The organism is Desulfoluna sp. CLI2B, from assembly GCF_056847375.1.
The window spans coordinates 5794664-5813015 of the sequence record NZ_CP186557.1; the positions used below are offsets into that span (position 1 = coordinate 5794664).

Sequence of the window (18352 nt, forward strand, 5' to 3'; positions counted from 1 at the left end):
GGCACATTTTTTTGAACCCTTAACAAAATCAACGGGCTTGGGCCCCCTGGTTCCGGGAAAAGGGCTCCGGGTTGAATGATTACGCCACATTATCGTAGATTCATGGCGGGGTGCAAGCTCTTTCAAGGCAGGGGCCGGGCTTCGATTTTTTTTGGCCGGTGCGCTTGACATCACCTGATTCTGCATAAAATTTTATGTGGTTTATATCTCTGCCGGGGGCAGGGAAAACATATTCGGGCCTTTTCGGGCGCCCGCCGGACAGAGGCGGGACGTCCTTGCGGCACCACGGAACAACCATGAACACACATGATGTGAGGAGAGACCATGAGCAAAGAGACGCGTCAGTTTGAAACGGAAGTTCAGCAACTGATGAACCTGATCGTAAACTCCCTTTATTCCAACCAGGAGATCTTTCTCCGGGAGCTGATTTCCAACGCGTCGGATGCCATCGACAAGCTTCGCTTCGAGGCCCAGACCCACACCGAGCTGCTGGAAGGGGAAGGCGACCTTCATATTCGCATCACGCCGGACAGCGACAACAAGACCCTTGTGATCTCGGACAACGGCATCGGCATGACCCGTGACGAGGTGGTGGAGAACCTGGGCACCATCGCAAAGAGCGGCACCGCGGCCTTTATGAAGGCCATGGAAGAGTCCAAGAAGGGCGACGCCATTGCCCCTGAACTCATCGGCCAGTTCGGCGTGGGTTTTTACAGTGCCTTTATCGTGGCCGATAAGGTGACGGTTGAGACCCGCAAGGCGGGCGAGGGCGAGGCCGTACGCTGGGAGTCCGACGGACTGGGGGCCTACACCCTGGAGACTTGCGCCAAAAAGGATCACGGCACCACCATCACTCTCCAGCTCAAGGAAGAGGGCCTGGAAGAGGACTTCACCGAGGAGTGGGCCATCAAGCGCGTGGTCAAGCAGCACTCCGACTTTGTGGCTTACCCGGTGATCATGAACGTGGAGAAGACCGAGCCCCTTCCCGATGAGGAGATCATCAAGGATTCCGACGGCAAGCCCATCGGAGAGACCACCAAAAAGGTCCGCGCCGACGAGACCCTCAACACCATGAAGGCCATCTGGGCCAAGCCCAAGAGCGAGGTCACCGACGAGGAGTACGACGAGTTCTACCGTCACATCAGCCACGACTGGAACGCCCCCCTGGACAAGATCCACATGAAGTTCGAGGGGACCACCGAGTACGATGCCCTGCTCTATGTGCCCTCCAAGGCGCCCATGGACATGTACTACAGCGAGAAGAAGAACGGCATCCATCTCTACTGCAAGCGCGTCTTCATCATGGACGACTGCACCGAGCTGATGCCCGAGTACCTGGGCTTCGTCGAAGGGGGTGGTGAAGCCTTCGACTGGAACCTTCAACGTGACGGTCGGGATCCTCCAGCAGAACCGTCTGGTGCAGAACATCCGCAAGAACCTGGTGAAAAAGGTCCTGGAGCTCTTCACCAAGATGGAGAAGGAGAGCTACGACACCTTCTTTGACGAGTTCGGCGCAGCCATCAAGTCCGGTATCCCCATGGATCACGACAACAGGGACAAGCTGGCCAAGCTGATCCGCTACAAGACCACCAAGTCCGACGGGGCCTATGTCTCCCTTGAAGAGTACGTGGCGAACATGAAAGAGGACCAGGAGTTCATCTATTATATCACCGGCGAAGACCTGGTCTCCCTGGCCGGAAGCCCCCACCTGGAGGCCCTGAAGGCCAAGGACTACGAGGTCCTTCTCATGAGCGACCCCGTGGACGAGTGGGTGGTTCAGTCCCTGCCCGAGTTCGACGGCAAGAAGCTCAAGAGCGCGGAAATGGGCGACCTTGACCTCACCGAGGTGGATGACGACAAGAAAGAGGCCTTCAAGAACTTCATGGAGTACCTCCAGAAGCAGCTGGACGAAGAGATCAAAGAGGTCAAGCTCTCCAGCCGCCTCAAGGACTCCGTCTCCTGCCTTTCCGGGGACGCCCTGGGCATGAGCGCCTACATGGAAAAGATCATGAAGGCCTCGGGCCAGGAGATGCCCAAGCAGAAGCGTGTTCTGGAGCTCAACGGGGATCATCCCCTGGTTGACGCGGTCAAGTCCCTCTTTGAAAAGGACGCCGGAAACCCCGTGCTGCCGGATCATGCACAGCTTCTGTATGACCTGGCCATCATCAGCGAAGGGGGACGCGTGGAAGACCCGGCCCTCTTCTCCAAGCGCGTGGGTGACCTGATGGCCAAGGCGCTGTAGCGCCGCCCGGGCATCGCCCGCAGCTTATCCCGACCGACGAGACAAGGCTCGCTTTCCCCCCGTGGGAGGGCGGGCCTTTTTTCATGGCGGCCCCATTGGAAGGCGACTGAAAACAGGGCGGATCACCTGTTTCGGTCGGTTGACATCTTATAGACGCTGTACTATCCTCCGGGGCGGAGGCACATATGACAATGATGCAGATTCATGACCTTGAAAAACAGCAGTTTATCACCCTCTTCAAGGAAGAGGGGATTGATAATATTGACGAACGTTTCACCATTCTTGACACGTTTCTGAAAACGGAAGAGCACATCACCGCCGATGACCTGGCCCGGCTCCTGGCCGAAGAGGGGCACACGGTGGACACGGATTTCCTCCGAGAGACCCTTGAGTTGATGTGCCATTACGGGTTTGCCCAGGAGAATCGATTCGATAACGGCCGGACACTCTACGAGCACCGGCACCTGGGGGACCACCACGACCACATGATCTGCACCCGATGCGGCGGAATCACCGAGTTTGCCGATGCCCATCTGGAGAGGCTCCAGGAGGCCATCGCAGCCCGTCACGGGTTTCACATGCTTCAGCATCGCATGGACATCTACGGCATCTGCTCTGCCTGCCTGAAGAAGAGGGTGCCCCTCATGCCCCTTATGCTGGCAAAGCCCGGCGAAAGGCTGATCATTCGAGAGTACCAGTGCGGTGAAAACCTGGAGGCCCGCCTGCTGTCCATGGGCATCCGGCGGGGAGACGTCATTGAGGTGATCACCAGCCAGGGCCGGGGACAGTTTGTCATTGCCGTGGAGAACAAGCGGTACATCCTTGGCCGGGGCATGGCCCAGAAGATCATGGTGGAGCCCATCCACTGAACGAAAGGGGCCCAGCCCTGTCCCGGTGCGTAGCGCGTCGGGCAGCCGGTCTGCTTCGATCACAACAACCATCATAAAACGGAGTAACAGATGCGAATCCGCAGGATGATTCCTTTCGTGCTGGCGGTGCTGCTGGCGGCACCCGCCCTGTGTGCGGCAGCTCAGCGCGTCAGTGTCAGCGTAGAGTCGGCCAATGTGCGAACCGGTCCCGGAACCGAGCATGAGATTGTCTGGAAAGGGGTCGAGAAGCACTACCCGCTCCTGGTTCTGGACCAGGCCGGGTCCTGGTATTATGTCAAGGATTTCGAAAGCGACACCGGCTGGATCTACAAGAAGCTGGTGGGTAAGACCCGCACCGTGATCACCATAAAAGAGAGATGCAATGTCCGAAAGGGGCCGGGAACCAAGAAGCCCCTGGCGTTTGTGGTGGACAGCGGGGTGCCGTTCAAGGTGTTGAGCCGCAAAGGCAACTGGATCCAGGTCCAGCACGCTGACGGTGACAAGGGGTGGATTCACAAATCGCTGGTGTGGTAAGCCGCACCGTTTTTTTAATGCCCCGCTGATACCCGGGGCGGGGTTGCAGGAGTTGTTGACTATGTACGACAAGTTGAGCGGAGAAAAAAAGGGCATTGTCGGGGTGGGCTCTGCGTTGATGGACCTTCTGGTGTTCGAAGACGACGCGTTTTTGAAGGGGATCAGCGACATCAAGGGCGGCATGACCCTTGTGGACGGCTCTTTTGCCGACGGGGTCCTTGAAAAGGTCACCTCAGAGGTGACGGTGGTCCCCGGCGGGGCTGCCTGCAACACCATCGTAGGGGTGGGGCGTCTGAACGGGGCTGCCACCTTTGTGGGCAAGCGAGGCCGGGACAGCTACGGCGAGCACTTTGAAAAAGACCTGAAGCAAAACGGGGTGACCCCGGACCTGGTGATGTCCGATACCCCCACGGGGCGCGTTCTGTCTGTTATCACACCGGATGCCCAGCGTTCCATGTTCACCTACCTGGGGGCGGCCTCGGAGCTGGCCCCCGAGGAGATCTCCCCGGAGACATTTGCAGGGGCCGCCATCGTCCTCATCGAGGGCTACCTTGTGTTCAACCAGTCCCTCATGACCAAGGCCCTGGCCTCGGCCAAAGAGGCAGGCGCCCTCGTGGCCATGGACTTGGCCAGCTTTACCGTGGTGGAAGAGGCCCTCTCCTTTATCAAGGAGGAGGTGATCCCTGCTGTGGACATCCTTATCGCCAACGAAGACGAAGCCCGTGCCTTTACCGGGCTCTCCGACGAGGCTGCGGCCCTGGACGAGATGAGTCGGTGTGCCGATGTCGCCGTTTTAAAGCTCGGGTCCCGCGGCAGCCGCATTGCCGTTGGTGGCGTCGTGACCGAGGTCGCGCCCGTATCCGGGGGGACCATTGTCGACACCACGGGGGCGGGCGATCTCTGGGCCGCCGGTTTCCTTTACGGCATGGTCATGGGTTATTCAGCCGAGACGTGCGGCAACATCGCTTCGGCCTGCGGGTATGAGGTGTGCTGTGTCACCGGGGCGGATATCCCCGAGGCGGGATGGGCCCGCATCAGAAACACGCTGCCCGCATCCTGAAGCAAGGCGCGGGCGGTTTACGACGAGACTATTGTGGAGGATGGTGCGAGATGCAGAAAGAGAACCCCCAGGCCGTGGCCGAAAAGGATCGGTTCGTAGAATTTGTTGAGAAAACCCTTGTTGCTGCGCGGGAACACAAATCCCAGGTGACCCTGGGGGTTGCCGGCGTGGTCCTGTGCCTGGTCCTGGTTGCCGGGATGGGCCTGTATCGCCATAAGGCTGCCCGGCAGGCGTCCCTGGTGTTTCAGACACTGAAAGTGGATTTTCAGGCCCTTGAGGCCAAGGAAGGCCGTGAGGTTGCCCTGCAGCGATGGCTGGGTCAAGCCCCTGAGGCCCTTGCGAGCATAAAGGGCGGGGCCGCCACCTACGACGCCGCGCTGCTCTGGTACGGCGGACTGGCCTTTGAAAGCGGTGACTTCGAGTCCGCCTCCGCCTGGTACGCGTCGGCTGCCAAGGGCTTCGACTCGGGCAGTGCCCTTCGGAACATTGCCCTGTGTGGTCAGGCTCAGGCCCTGGAGGGGCTTGGGAAAGCCGATGAAGCCGCTTCCATTTATGAAAAGGTGCGGGCCAGTGCGGCCTCTGTCAAGCAGGAGGAGGCAACGTTTCTCCTGGCGCGTATAAAGGAAAAGAGCGGCGACACCCAGGGGGCCGAGTCCCTTTACCGCGAAATCCTCGAGAGCCCTTCGACCTCTCTGTATAAAGACCTGGCGGCGGAGAAGGTCGCCGGTCAGTACTAAGTGCATTGCGGTGAGGCCGCTCTGGCCTGGCCCACAGGCCTTGGCCCCGCCGCGCGATCACAGATAGAGACGGCGCCCTTATTGGGCGCCGTTTTGTTTGGGCGTTGCATTGCTTATTTGTCCCAGTGCCCGGAACGCCCATCGTCCCCTCTTTTCACCTGCCTCACAATGGAAAATCCTTGACAGAATCATGTGCGAGTGGATAATCGTAAAGATATAGTATATCTTTATCCACGTCCTGGCCTGATCGTTCCCCCCATTTTTGAGAAATAGGCCGCGTTAAAGGACTCACCAAATCTTCCGGAATGTGCTCCTCTTTCGCCTTGACTTAGGCATTGTCCTGGCCCTGGAGCCGTTGCTCGTCACGTCACAATCAACCCCATCATTTTTACCTTTGTCGGATATTGTTATAATATGAAAAAAAGGAATGAAGAGCGAGCTATGAATACAATATCTTGATTTGAATTTGTCTACTGCACAATATATGTCAGTTATCCAAGCGAGTTATATATTTCCCTTGACTTCATTATAGCAATACTCGAATATATGTATCTGACAATTAATAAAATCATAAACAGGTTTTCGCAAGGCGTACGCCGCTCCGTTTCAACATCAACGCGAAAATCCGAGATTCAAATCTGTTGCACCGCAGATGCGGCGTGTTGCCCTCCGTGGAGTCATCGTGTGCCCGATGGGGCATGCGCATGAGGTCCGTAAAATTCCATTCCTGTATTAGGGTGTACTTATGACATTTGGTAAAAAAGATCAGCTGATCGGTCTTGATATCGGGTCCAGTGCCATCAAGGTGGCTGAGGTGGCTGATACGAAAAACGGGTATGCGTTAAAGCGGTTCGGCCTTTACGACATGCCCAGCGGCGCCATCGAGGAGGGGGTCATCCGAGACCCCGAGGAGGTGGCGGAAACCGTCCGGGAGGCCCTTCGGGCCTACAATATCAAGACCCCCAACGCAGCCATCTCCATCGGGGGGTATTCGGTCGTGGTCAAGAAAATCAACGTCCAGACCATGACCGAGGAGGCCCTCCAGTCCACCATCCACTTCGAAGCCGAACAGTACATCCCCTTTGATATCAGCGACGTTAACCTCGATTTCCAAATCATGGGCGAGAGTGAGCACAACCCCAACCAGATGAGCGTGCTCCTCGTGGCCGCCAAAAAAGAGATGATCGCCGATTATGTGAATGTCCTGGACATGGCGGGCCTGGCCTCCTGCATCGTGGATGTGGACGCCTTTGCCCTTCAGAACATCTACGAACTCGGGTACATGGGGCTGGTGAACATCTGCAGGTTCAGTTCGTGGCCCTCATCGACGTGGGCGCAAGCAAAACCTCCCTGAACATTCTCAAAGGGCGAAATTCCCTGTTTATGCGGGATGTTTCCCTGGGCTGCGGCCAGACAAACCAGAAAATTTCCTCCATGCTGGATTGTTCTGCCGACGAAGCCGAGGAGATCAAGCTGAACAACAATGGCGAACGAATCTCCAATGAAGAGCTCAAAGACATCGAATCGGCCGTCATTGCGGACTGGTGTACCGAGATCAGCCGGGCCCTGGACTTTTTCTATTCCACCTACCCCGAGGAGAGGATCCAGAAGATCCTGATCAGCGGAGGTGGCGGCAACATCGCCGATTTCAAAAAGATGCTGGCGCTGAGGACCTCCACCGAGGTTGAAACCATCGACCCGTTCAAGGGCGTGGATTTGGGAGACGGGCGCATTGACGATGACTATCTCAAGCAGATGGCGCCCCAGGCCGCCATCTGCATGGGGCTTGCGATAAGGAAAGTGAACGACAAATGATACGAATCAATTTACTGCCTTTTCGAGATGCTCGAACCAAAGAGAATGTCCGCCGTCAGGTGTCCATCTTCGTGCTCCTGATCATTTTGATCGGGGTGGGAATGGGGGCTTACGCCCTGAGCGTGGGGGCGGCGGTGGAGAAGTATAAACAGGAGGTGAGCGACACCCAGGCCGAGCTGAACAAGTTCAAGAAAAAGGCCCGTGAGGTGGACGCCATCAACAAGAAAAACAAGGTGCTTCAGAAGAAAATAGATATCATTGAATCCCTTCAGGTGGTTCGCAAGGATCCTGTCCGGGTTCTCAGCGCCATGACGGAGCTGGTGATTCCCGATCGCATGTGGATCAAGAGCTACGACGAGGCAGGAAGGACGATTACCCTCAAGGGAGCGGCCCTGGACGAGATCACCGTGGCGGATTTCACACGGAAACTCGAAACATCGGAGTATTTTTCCAGCGCAAGCCTGAGGTTCCTGAAGCTGGGGGCGTCGAAAAAGAGCGTGGCCATGAAGAATTTTGAGATCGTGTGCACCCGGGCCAAGTTGAAACAAAAAAACACCAATGCAACCGGTATGAAGGTAAAATGATGAACAAGTCCTCAGCGTTTCAGTCGATGGACCCCCTGTTCAAAAGGGTCGAAGAGCTCGACAAGATTCAGCGGATCGCCATCTGCGCCATCACCTGCATCGTCCTGATCGGGTCGATCTTCTACTTCTCCATCCTGCCCAAATACGAAGAGATCAAGCAGCAGAAGCAGACGCTTCAGTCCCTTGGGACCCAGCTTGAGATAGCCCGGAAAAAAGCCGCCCGCCTGGCCTCCCTCAAGCGGGAGTGGAAAATGAAGGAAGCGGAATTCAGGAAAGTGATGCGGGCCCTGCCTGAAAAAAAGGAGATCCCCTCGCTTCTGACGAGTATCTCCCAATCCGGCCAGGACACGGGGCTTGAGTTTATCCTCTTTCAGCCCCAGAAAGAGGTGAACAAGGAGTTTTACGGCGAAATTCCCGTGAGCCTGCATGTGAAGGGGAACTTTCACAACACGGTGATGTTCATGGATAAGGTGACCGGTTTGAACCGTATCGTCAACATCCGGGACATCAAGATCGGCGGGTACAAAGAGGGAAAAATTTCAACGAAGTGTACGGCTGTGACGTATAAGTTCATCGATAAGAAAGAGCCTGCAAAGAAGAAATAATCCATCAAATACAAAGATCGTGAGCCATGCAAAAAAAGATCATGACATCGATAGTGACGGTTGCGTTTCTTGCCGGGCCTCTCTTTTCAGGGTGTGACAGGGCGGACGACGCATCACAGTCCCGGGACACCGTCAAGACCTTCAAGGTATCGAAAAAGGAGACGGTGCCGATCAAGGCCAAGGCCAAACCCGAGCCCGAGGCGGCGGATGTGACGCAGATCCCGGCCGTGGCCGGGTTGCCACCGGCTGATTCGGGCAAAGCCTCCAAGCCGGAGGTTCTCTCGGAAAAGGCCTCGGACGAGATGCTCTACGGGAAAACAAGTTACGACCCCGCAGGGCGCGTGGACCCCTTTGAGCCTCTGTTCGCACGGGGCAGCATCAGCTCCCAGGCCGTTGAGGGAGAGGCGCGTCCCACGATACGCCAGAGCAGGATGTCCCGGTTGACCCCCTTGGAAAAGCTGGATATCGGCCAGCTGAAACTCGTGGGGATCGTGAGCATGCCGGGCCGGAGCATGGCCATGGTGGAAGAGACCGGCGGCAAAGGGTATGTGGTTCGTAAGGGAACCTATATGGGCGTTAACTCGGGACAGGTAGTGGAGATCACCAGGGACCGGGTGGTTATTGAAGAAGAAGTGGAGAATTTCCTCGGAAAAATTGTGGTTCGGACACGGGAACTTAAACTTCAGAAACCTCTTGGAGAAGACTAATATGTTTGACAAGACCTCAACGTTGCGCTGGAAGGCAGCTTCAGTCGTGCTTTTTGTTTTTTTCGCGGCGCTTGCGGCCGGCGGCTGTGCATCCGATAAGGGTGCGATCACGCCTGCTGTCGAGACGCAATCTGTCATGGCTGAGCGGGTCATTACCGGTGTGGACACCCGTGGAAACTCCGATGAAGTGGTTGTGTCCATCCAGGGCAGTGCCATGCTGACCTATGCCATGATACCCCAGTCCCTTCCCCCGGGGGTTGTCCTGCATTTTCCCGATACGGATGTGGCGGAAGGGGCGGTTCAGTCGCCGGCGAACTATGAGGTGGTGGAGACCATCGCAACCTCCCGCAAGGGAAGCGCCACACAGATCAAGATCCTCCTTACGGAAGAGGCGGAGTACGACGTGGTTCGCAACGGAAACGGACTGGATGTGATCTTCACCTCCGTGGGGGCGGACGTACCCGAGGTGGCCCTGGTCCCTGAGGACGCACCGGCAGAGGCCGACGTGGCTGAGATGACGGTGGAGTCCGAAGCTGTGGCGGTTCAGCCCGAGAAAACGGTAGAGGCACCGCCCCTTCAGTCCGTTGCCGTGGGACCTGCCACGGTGAGCCAGATCGATTTTACCAGCAGCCAGAGCGGGGCATCCACCATCCTGATCGGCACCACCGGCCCGGTGGATTACAAGGTGAGCAAGAAAGATGAGAAGACCCTCTACATCAAGCTCGCCGACACCACCCTGCCCGATTCCCGGAAGCGCCCCATTATCACCACGCGTTTCAACAGTGCCGTGAACCGGATTCTGCCGGTCCAGACGGACCGGATGGCCGGAGACGCTCTGTTTATCATCGAACTCAGGGATGCCGTACCGTACCTGGTGACCCAGAGCGGCGACCAGATTGAGGTAAGCATCGACCCCACCACCGTGCCTCCTCAGAAAGAGGACGAGGCCAACCTGCCCAGCTGGAAAGAGGCGATTACCGGCGCCGATGTGATGGACCTGCCCCAAGGGGCGGATGCCGGTATGGCCGTACTTCCTGAAGGGGCTGTGGGTGCCGCCCCGGTTCCGGACGTGGTGGTGGCGGACGCGGAACCGGAGATCTCCGTGGGCAAGTCCAAAACCTACACCGGCGAGAAAATCGCCGTGGATTTCTTTGAGACGGACATCAAAAACGTGTTCCGCATCATCCGGGCCGTGAGCGGGCAGAACTTTGCCATCGACAAGGATGTCACGGGCCAGGTCACCATGACCCTTCAGAACCCGGTTCCCTGGGACCAGATCCTGGACCTGGTGCTCAAGATGAACATGCTGGGGTCGGTGAAAGAAAACGGCATCACCCGCATCGCCACCTTAAAAACCCTGAAGGAAGAAGAGGCGGCCCGACTTCAGTACATCGCCTCCCAGCAGTTCTCCAAAGAGATCCAGAAGGCCATGGCCCCCATGTTCACGGAGTACATCCTCATCAGTTACTCCAACGCAGACGCGGACATCAGGCCCCATATCGAGCGCATCCTCACCCCGGAGCGGGGGAGCGTCAGTGTGGACATCCGGACCAACCAGCTGATCATCACCGACACCGCGGAAAAGATCGCCCAGGCCCGTGAAATTGTCACCCAGATCGACCGGATCACGCCCCAGGTGATCATCGAGGCTCGGATTGTGGAAGCCTCATCCAACTTCACCCGGGCCTTTGGTGTGACCTGGAACGCCCAGACCGAGGGGTATCCCACCGTTGGGGAGGGCAACGAGAGCGGCACCCTGGGCGGTGTGTACGGCTACGGCGTGGCCATGGACTACGGGGTGGACACCACCAACAGCATCGGCATCAACTTTTCACGGCTCACGGGCAACACCCTGATCCTGGATGCCAAGCTCACGGCCCTGGAGACCAAGGGCACCGGCAAGATCGTCTCCTCACCCAAGGTCCTCACCCTGGACAACAAGAAGGCCACCATCAAGCAGGGGGTTGAGATTCCCTACCAGACCGTTGAAGACGGCGACGTGGACATCGAGTTCAAAGAGGTGGAGCTGAAGCTGGAGGTGACCCCCCATGTGACGGCCGACGATCGGATCTCCCTGCAGGTGCTCATCGACAAGAACGACGTGGGCAGCATCACCGACGGGATCCCGGGCCTCAACACCAAAGGGGTGGAGACCGAGCTGATCATGAATGACGGGGAGACCATCGTCATCGGCGGCATCATCAAGTCCAACAAGACCTTTGCCGAGTCGGCCTTTCCGGTGCTGTCCCAGATTCCCGTTCTGGGCTGGCTTTTCAAAAACCGCACGCGTACGGAAGAGAAGCAGGAGCTGCTGGTCTTCCTCACCCCCCGCGTGGTGAAAATGGATGAATTGAAAATTTAGACATGCTTCCCCCTGCTTTTCGTGGCAGGGGGAAATACCAAAGAGTGGTTTGAGCAACGAAAGGGAGCAGGTGGTAAACACCTCGCTCCCTTTTTTTATGGTGGTAGACGTATGTGCGGGGGAGGGCCCGGGCCGAAACAGCCGGACGTGCTTGGCGGAGGAGACAGTTCGTTTCTTTTGAGTGTGGGGATGCCTTATACGTGGCTCTTCCGGAGCGCATCACTGGCCCGTGGCGAAAGGTCTCACGTGGCCCATGGCCCCGGTGAGAGACCGGGGCCGTGCCGTTGGAAGGGGAGGGTTAAATGGAAAGGGCCGCGAGCTCACGCTGCGCTTTGGCGGCAATGGGGGTCTGGTCGTTGATGGCGATGGTTGCTGTCAGCGTGGTTTTGGCCTTTTCATAGGAACCGGAGCGAAGGTAGGCCCCTGCCAGTTCGTAGTGAAGCTGCTGAAATCTGGGGGCGGTGTCGACGGCCTTTTCAAACCAGTGCGTGGCATCGGCAAGGCGCCCTTCGGCCATGTGGCACAGGGCAATGCCCCGCATGGGAAGGACGAACTCCGGGTGGATCTCCAGGGCTTTGTTGAAGTAGCCGACGGCCTTGGCGTACATTTTTTTGTTATAGTACGCCCACCCGAGATTGTAGACGGGGTAGTGGGGCGTGGCATACAGGATGTTGTTTGACACCTGGTTGAGGATTTCGATGGCATCGTCCCATCGTTCCATCAGCAACAGGGCCGATCCCATGTTGTTCTTGGCCGGGCCGTAGTCGGGCTGCAGGTCGATGGAACGCTGGAAGTGGATGAGGGCGGTTTCGTACCTTTTTTTGGCGGTGTAGGCCTTGCCCAGGTCGTCTTGAAGGAGGTAATCGTCGGCGTAGAGGCTCTCGGCCTCAAGGAGTTCTTTGAGGGCGGCGGTGTAGTCGCCCTGGCTCAGGTAGGCCTCACCCAGGTTGCGCTGGGCCTCGGATTGCTTTTTCAACATGGGTGTTTTGCTGGCGCAACCGGCCAGCAGGGCCGCGGCCAGAAGAACGAGCAGGATGCGTGAAGATGAATTCATGATGCCCCCGGTATTTAGATGGTGTGTGCGATGGTCGGGATCGTTGCGATTCGTATCGCCTATGGGTCATGGTCAAGCCCCCGTGAAGGGAGGTATCTTTGGAGAAAACGCTGTGTTTGCGCCTATAGCGCAACGTGCCATGAATCTCGTTTTATTGCAATTGCCAGTTGCCTCCGGCGGGTCCCTTTTTTCAAAAAGGTTCGGGCTACCGGACCTGGATAATGCCCATGCCCTGCTCTTCAAGGAGGGCGATGACCGGGTCGGGCAATGTGGAGGCGACGATGAGCTTTTTGACCAGGGGGGCGGGCTTGACCAGGATGCCGTCCACGGTGAGGGCGCAGGAAAGGCCGTCACCCGCCTTTCCGAACTCGAAGCGCGGGTTTTTTTCATGTGGAATGCCCAGCTTGGAGAGAAGCCTCAGGGTGGCGTTGAAAAGATAGTCTCCCTTTCGGATGGAGACCACCTTGAGGCCGGAGCTTTCGATGGCGAAAGCGGCATCGCCGTAGAGCTGGCCAAAGTCAACCAGGGCGCCTTCTCCCTGGGGATCCCGTATCATGTTGGAGGTGGTCTCCAGCTGGGTACCGGCATAGGAGAATGAAATGGTGATGTTGGAATCGTACATAAGGCCCAGGGCCTTGGCGAGCTTTTCAACGTAGATTTTGCGTGTGCGGGGGACAATCCGTTTCAGTGAGGTGCTCTTTTCCACCGCATAGAAGACCGGCGGGAGGGCTTCGCCCTGAAGGGATTCCCGCAGCACAAGGCCGTGCTTTCGAAAGTAGGCGGTCAGGGGAACGGGAAATCGCCCGGAGGGGCCGGAAAGGTCAGAGACGATGATGCCCCGGAAAGCCTCAGGGGATTTGGACCGGTCGTACTTAAAGGCCCAGCGCGCTTTCAGGGAGAGGTTCATGCCCTCTTCAGAAAAGGAGAGGGGCATGGGCAGGCGCATCTTGGGGTAGGCCAGCTGAACCGCGTCAAGGAGCAGGGGCAGGCTGGGCTCGGTGGAGATGTCGGTGAACTGCAGGTTCTTGAAATGGGTGGACATGATACGCCGTCGCTCTGCGGACAGGGAGAGGCCGTTCTGGACAAAGAGGATTCGTCGCCCTTCGGGAAGCTGCAGAATGGGGGTTTCCGACAGGTTCACGGAAAAATCCGTGCCCTCGGCGTCGGGAAAGTAGTATCGCCCTCGGTTCAGGAGAACACCTCCCAGGAGCTTGGCAAGGGCGTCAAAGGGATCCTTCAGGCCGTCTGCCTCCTCTTCGTCGTACTGGGTGTCCCCGGTTTCCTCCGGTGTCGAGGCATCGGTGGGGGAGGCGTTCAACACCACCTCACCGTCTGCTTCAAATACAGAGGAGTACCATTGTTCATTCAGAACCGACGCATCGGGGATCTTGAGTGCCTGGCCGATGTAGATGCGGTTGAGGTCCTTGACCGCGGGGTTCACCAATCGGAAGAGTTTGACGCCTTCCCGGTAGGTCCGGCTTCCCGTGGGCCCGAACTGGTTGGAGATGATGCGGGAGACCGAGTCTCCGGGGGCCACCTTGTGGGTTTTGGCGCCCTGGGTGATGAGTTGCTTGACCGGTGCCGCCGTAATAAAGGGAAGGTCCACGACCCCTCGCCGCTGCCCGGGAAGGGCGTCGGGTTCCAGCCATTTCAGGGGGACGAAGATTCTCTGGCCGGGGTGGATGCGGTTGATGTCGGCGATGTGGTGGTTGATGAGCTTGAATATGTTCAAAAACAGCGGAAAGTTGGTGTGGGAGATCTCCCCCTTTCGCTTCAGGATCTTGATGACATAGTCGTTAGGGCGCACCGTGTAGGGCTCGCTGAGGACATCCCGGCCGTTGACGTTCTGGACGTAATAGCGCTTGTAGAGTACCTCGGCCCGGGCGTGGCCGGACGCAACGATACAGATGACGAGAAGAACCAGCAGGGGCAACAGCCGTTTGATCCTACAACCCATAGGCTCCGGGGCCTCCATGGTGGACTGAGGCCCCGTCCATGGCTCGGCATGAACCGGGAAGGGGCCTGGGATTTGACGGGGCAGGGGCCTTTTCACGGGAAAAGGCCCCTGCCCTGCAATAATTTATGATGTTTGACGGGCAAGGTCCAGGCGGGTGGCGATGGCATCGGCCGTCAGGCGGACAAATCGCTCAAAGGATTCCCCGGTGAGGGGCGCCCCGGACGCGGGGAACTCGGTGAGGCCCTCGGCCTTGACATCCTCAGGTGCGTTGACCAGCTCCGGGTTCGGGGTAATGCCGAACTCTTCCGGGAAGGTTCCGGAGAAGTAGGTCTCCTGGAAGCCGGAAAACTTCAGGGCATGGGCCGTGGAGTCGATGACAGCGGTCTCACCGTCGGTGATCAGGCCCTGCTTGACTGCCTCCATGAGCCCTGCCAGGGTCTCGCCGCCCTGGGTGCAGGCGATGTGGCCGTTGCGGTTGGCCAGGAGTTCGCAGTCCATGATGGCTTGCTCCGTGACTTCCATGAAGAAGACGTTTTTCTTCTCAGAGAGGCGGTTGTAGGTCTCCACCACGTTGATGACCCGGGGCATGGAGACGGGGTTGCCGATCATGGCCGCCTGGGCCACGCTGGCCTTGACGGTGACGGGCTTGAACTCCCGCTTGGCCGTGTCCGGCTCCAGGTAGTACTTGTAGACAGGGTTGGCGTGGTGTGACTGCACCCCGATAACTTTGGGGAGGGTCTCGATGATGCCTGCCTCGTAGAATTTCAGGAAGCCGTTCATCACCGCCGTGATGTTCCCGGCGTTGCCGATGGGAACCACAACCACCATGTTCTCCATGGCGTAGTCGAAGTCCTGGGCGATCTCAAAGGAGTAGGACTCCTGACCCAGGATGCGCCAGGCGTTCTTGGAGTTCAACAGGGCCACGTCGTAGCGGGAGGAGAGGTTCTCCACCACCTTCATGCAGTCGTCGAACACGCCCGGGATTTCAAAGACTTTGGCCCCGCTGCCCAGGGGCTGGGAGAGCTGCTGGGGCGTGACCTTGCCCTGGGGAAGCAGGACGGCGGACTTGATCCCGTCGGTGAGGTAGGAGGCATACAGGGCGGCAGCCGCCGAGGTGTCTCCGGTGGAGGCGCACACCGCCAGGATCTCCTTCATGCTCCCTTTTTTCACCAGGGAGTTGATGTAGGAGAGGGCGCTGGCCATGCCCCGGTCCTTAAAGGAGGCGCTGGGGTTCTGGCCGTCGTTTTTGAAAAAGAAACGGGCACCGGTAAGCTCCTGGAGGCGGGTGTTGGCTTCCACCACCGGGGTGTGTCCTTCGCCCAGGTAGAGCACAGCGTCCAGGGGGACCACAGGGCCGAGGAACTCGTGGTACCGGTAGATCCCCTTGAGTGCGGGGATGTTGAGCATGCGCCGGTAGTCCAGGATCTTTCGCCAGGTGGGGCCGTCTGCTTTTTGGGCCGCCAGGTTGGAGGTCTCGTGGAGCATCATGACGCTGCCGCAGTCCGGGCAGACGTAGAGCAGCTCGTCAATGCCGTGTTCGCTGCCGCAGCCCAGGCAGCGGTAGATCATGGTGCCTTCCGGGGACGGAAGGATCAGGTCCCGGATGTCTTCTGGAAAATCCGATGGTTTCATTTGGCAATAACCTCCTTGCCGCCCATGTAGGGTACGAGCACTTCAGGGATTTTGACAGTCCCGTCTTCCTGCTGGAAGTTCTCCAGGATGGCGGCCACGGTGCGGCCCACAGCCAGCCCGGAGCCGTTGAGTGTATGAACCAGGCGCGGCTTTTTCTCGCCCTCGGGGCGGAACCTGATGCCCATGCGGCGGGCCTGGAAGTCTTCGAAGTTGCTGCAGGAGGAGATCTCCCGGTAGGTGTCCTGGGCGGGCATCCACACTTCGATGTCGTAGGTCTTGGCAGAGGAGAAACCAAGGTCGCCACTGCAGAGGGTCACCACCCGGTAGGGCAGGCCCAGGAGCTGGAGGACCTTTTCCGCGTTCTGGGTGAGGGTCTCCAGTTCGTCGTAAGAGGTGGCCGGGTCCACCAGCTTGACCAGCTCCACCTTGTTGAACTGGTGCTGGCGGATGAGGCCGCGGGTGTCCTTGCCGTAGGAGCCTGCCTCGGATCGGAAACAGGGGGTGTAGGCCGTGTACCGGATGGGCAGGTCCTTGTCGGTGAGGATCTCCCCTGCGTGGATGTTGGTCACCGGCACCTCGGCCGTGGGGATCAGGTAGTACTCCTGGCCCTCCAGTTTGAAGAGGTCTTCCTCGAACTTGGGAAGCTGGCCCGTGCCCTTGAGGCTGTTGCGGTTGACGATAAAGGGGGGCAGCACCTCGGAGAACCCATGCTCTTCGGTGTGCAGGTTGAGCATGAAGTTGATGAGGGCCCGCTCCAGCCGTGCCCCGGCCCCGAAGTAGAGGGGAAAGCGGGCGCCGGTGATGCGTGAAGCCCGGCCGAAGTCCAGGATGCCCAGGTCTTCGCCGATGTCCCAGTGGGCCTTGGGCTCGAAGGCAAAAGAGGTGGGGGTGCCCACGGTGCGCAGCAGGATGTTGTCCTCGTCGGTTTTGCCTTCGGGGACCGAGGGGTGGGGAATGTTGGGGATCCCCATGAGGATCTCCTGCAGAGTGGCTTCGGCCTCGTTGACCTCTTTGTCCAGGGCCTTGATGCGGGTGGAGACCGATTTCATCATATCAATCTGGGGCTGGGCGTTCTCCCCGGATTTTTTCATGGCGGCGATCTCATCGGAGACCGTGTTTCTCTGGTTACGGAGCGCTTCGAGTTCACCGATGAGTTCACGGCGTTTGGCTTCGCAGGTGGCGAAGGTGGCGAGATCGGCTTTGCCGCCTCGTTTCTTGAGGGCATCCTCCACGGTCTGGAGGTTGTCTCTGACGTACTTGAGTTCAAGCATAATTAAGGTACCTGTTCTGGCAACGTGGGATGGTGGACGCTTGGCAACCCGGCCTTACAGAGCCTCGGCAGGACACACAACCACGATTTTGTGTCAGAGCTGTCGATTCCCATATCGTATTGTGTTATGGTATGGACCGAGGACCGGGCTGGACCACGGATATCATGCCGTTTCGTGGTATGGTCGGCATTGTGGTTTTTTGTTTTTAAAAACTTAAAATTACTATCACGGTCCATGGTGGCAGTCAATAGCTTTGAAAATTACCAATCATTACTGATTTTATGTGTTTAGCGAAAAAGACTGGAGATTATATATGGAAGATGCCGGAGAGAAAAAAAAGGAAATAATCGCTGAGGTGGAAGCTGTTCTGGATGCGCTTCCGCCCGAGGAGAAGTCTCGAAAGCAGAAGACCATTGAAGAGCGGCTCTTCGGTTTTGCCAACTTCATGGAAGCCAAGGTCGTGCTTCTCTACCTGGCCAAGCAGAGCGAGGTGGAAACCCTTGATATCATCAAGCGTTCCTTGGAAGGGGGCAAGGTCGTGGTGCTGCCCGTGTTCAATCGGGAGTCCAGCAAAACCACCCTGTATAAAGTGGAAAACAGCCCCGAAGATCTCATTGACGGCCCCGACGGCTGCCTGGTCCCCGATCCCGGCCGGTGCAAGACCGTTCCCATCAATCACATCGACATTGCCATCGTGCCGGGCCAGGCCTTTGATGAAAAGGGCGGCCGCATCGGCATCGGGGACAAGTTTTACGACAAGTTTGTCCAGAAACTCCCCATCACCACCCGAAAGGTGGCCATCGCCTTTGAAGAGCAGGTGATTGCCCAGGTCCCCACCGATTCGAGAAACAAGCACATCGACATTATCGTTACCGATACCCGGACCATCTACAAGATTTGATGTGGGCCGGGTTCTCCGTTCC

General features: G+C 58.0%; 17 protein-coding genes. 13 read left to right on the forward strand and 4 right to left on the reverse strand.

Annotated elements, in window-relative coordinates; translation table 11 throughout:
• Window positions 1-324 precede the first annotated feature (324 nt).
• The 12 genes from htpG to ACOYW2_RS26920 all read left to right on the forward strand — a co-directional run bounded on the left by htpG (window position 325) and on the right by ACOYW2_RS26920 (window position 11515).
• Window positions 325-1503, forward strand: coding sequence for a molecular chaperone HtpG (gene htpG / locus ACOYW2_RS26865; protein WP_482768568.1), 1179 nt, complete (start codon window positions 325-327; stop codon window positions 1501-1503).
• Window positions 1385-2242 (forward strand): hypothetical protein, encoded by an 858-nt coding sequence (locus ACOYW2_RS26870; RefSeq protein ID WP_482768569.1) that lies wholly within the window; start codon window positions 1385-1387, stop codon window positions 2240-2242. Before htpG ends, ACOYW2_RS26870 begins: the two co-directional genes overlap by 119 nt.
• 191 nt (window positions 2243-2433) lie before the next feature.
• On the forward strand, window positions 2434-3111 hold the full coding sequence (locus ACOYW2_RS26875; RefSeq protein ID WP_482420735.1) for a transcriptional repressor: 678 nt from the start codon (window positions 2434-2436) through the stop codon (window positions 3109-3111).
• 90 nt (window positions 3112-3201) lie between these two features.
• Window positions 3202-3645 carry an SH3 domain-containing protein gene (locus ACOYW2_RS26880; RefSeq protein WP_482414299.1) on the forward strand — a complete coding sequence of 148 codons (444 nt, stop codon included), beginning with the start codon at window positions 3202-3204 and terminating at the stop codon, window positions 3643-3645.
• 61 nt (window positions 3646-3706) lie between these two features.
• Window positions 3707-4705, forward strand: a complete 999-nt coding sequence (locus ACOYW2_RS26885) for an adenosine kinase (RefSeq protein ID WP_482768570.1) — start codon at window positions 3707-3709, stop codon at window positions 4703-4705.
• 50 nt (window positions 4706-4755) lie between these two features.
• Window positions 4756-5442, forward strand: a complete 687-nt coding sequence (locus ACOYW2_RS26890) for a tetratricopeptide repeat protein (RefSeq protein WP_482768571.1) — start codon at window positions 4756-4758, stop codon at window positions 5440-5442.
• A gap of 745 nt (window positions 5443-6187) precedes the next feature.
• Window positions 6188-6796, forward strand: coding sequence for a type IV pilus biogenesis protein PilM (gene pilM, locus ACOYW2_RS26895; RefSeq protein WP_482420738.1), 609 nt, complete (start codon window positions 6188-6190; stop codon window positions 6794-6796).
• Window positions 6757-7257, forward strand: a complete 501-nt coding sequence (gene pilM / locus ACOYW2_RS26900) for a pilus assembly protein PilM (protein ID WP_482420739.1) — start codon at window positions 6757-6759, stop codon at window positions 7255-7257. Before pilM (ACOYW2_RS26895) ends, pilM (ACOYW2_RS26900) begins: the two co-directional genes overlap by 40 nt.
• A gap of 71 nt (window positions 7258-7328) precedes the next feature.
• Window positions 7329-7841, forward strand: a complete 513-nt coding sequence (locus ACOYW2_RS26905; protein ID WP_482414303.1) for a PilN domain-containing protein — start codon at window positions 7329-7331, stop codon at window positions 7839-7841.
• The gene (locus tag ACOYW2_RS26910) at window positions 7838-8446 is read left to right on the forward strand and encodes a type IV pilus inner membrane component PilO (RefSeq protein ID WP_180138815.1); all 609 of its coding nucleotides are present in this window, start codon (window positions 7838-7840) and stop codon (window positions 8444-8446) included. The genes ACOYW2_RS26905 and ACOYW2_RS26910 overlap by 4 nt, the downstream gene beginning before the upstream one ends.
• 41 nt (window positions 8447-8487) lie before the next feature.
• On the forward strand, window positions 8488-9153 hold the full coding sequence (locus ACOYW2_RS26915; RefSeq protein ID WP_482768572.1) for a pilus assembly protein PilP: 666 nt from the start codon (window positions 8488-8490) through the stop codon (window positions 9151-9153).
• A gap of 136 nt (window positions 9154-9289) precedes the next feature.
• Window positions 9290-11515, forward strand: coding sequence for a type IV pilus secretin PilQ (locus tag ACOYW2_RS26920; RefSeq protein ID WP_482768573.1), 2226 nt, complete (start codon window positions 9290-9292; stop codon window positions 11513-11515).
• 298 nt (window positions 11516-11813) lie between these two features.
• On the opposite strand, the gene ACOYW2_RS26925 is transcribed toward ACOYW2_RS26920, so the two are convergent.
• The 4 genes from ACOYW2_RS26925 to serS form a co-directional block, all read right to left on the reverse strand.
• Entirely contained in the window at window positions 11814-12569 is a 756-nt protein-coding gene (locus tag ACOYW2_RS26925) for a tetratricopeptide repeat protein (protein ID WP_482768574.1), read from the reverse strand.
• 205 nt (window positions 12570-12774) lie between these two features.
• Complete coding sequence (locus ACOYW2_RS26930; protein ID WP_482768575.1) at window positions 12775-14526, reverse strand: LysM peptidoglycan-binding domain-containing protein; 1752 nt, start codon at window positions 14524-14526, stop codon at window positions 12775-12777.
• Between the two features lie 123 nt (window positions 14527-14649).
• Window positions 14650-16158, reverse strand: coding sequence for a threonine synthase (gene thrC, locus ACOYW2_RS26935; protein WP_482768576.1), 1509 nt, complete (start codon window positions 16156-16158; stop codon window positions 14650-14652).
• A complete protein-coding gene (serS, locus tag ACOYW2_RS26940) occupies window positions 16155-17429 on the reverse strand; it encodes a serine--tRNA ligase (RefSeq protein WP_482414310.1) in 1275 nt (424 codons plus the stop codon). Before serS ends, thrC begins: the two co-directional genes overlap by 4 nt.
• Before the next feature lie 313 nt (window positions 17430-17742).
• Here serS and ACOYW2_RS26945 point away from each other — a divergent pair, with 313 nt between their 5' ends.
• Entirely contained in the window at window positions 17743-18330 is a 588-nt protein-coding gene (locus tag ACOYW2_RS26945) for a 5-formyltetrahydrofolate cyclo-ligase (protein WP_482414311.1), read from the forward strand.
• The last annotated feature ends 22 nt before the right edge of the window (window positions 18331-18352 follow it).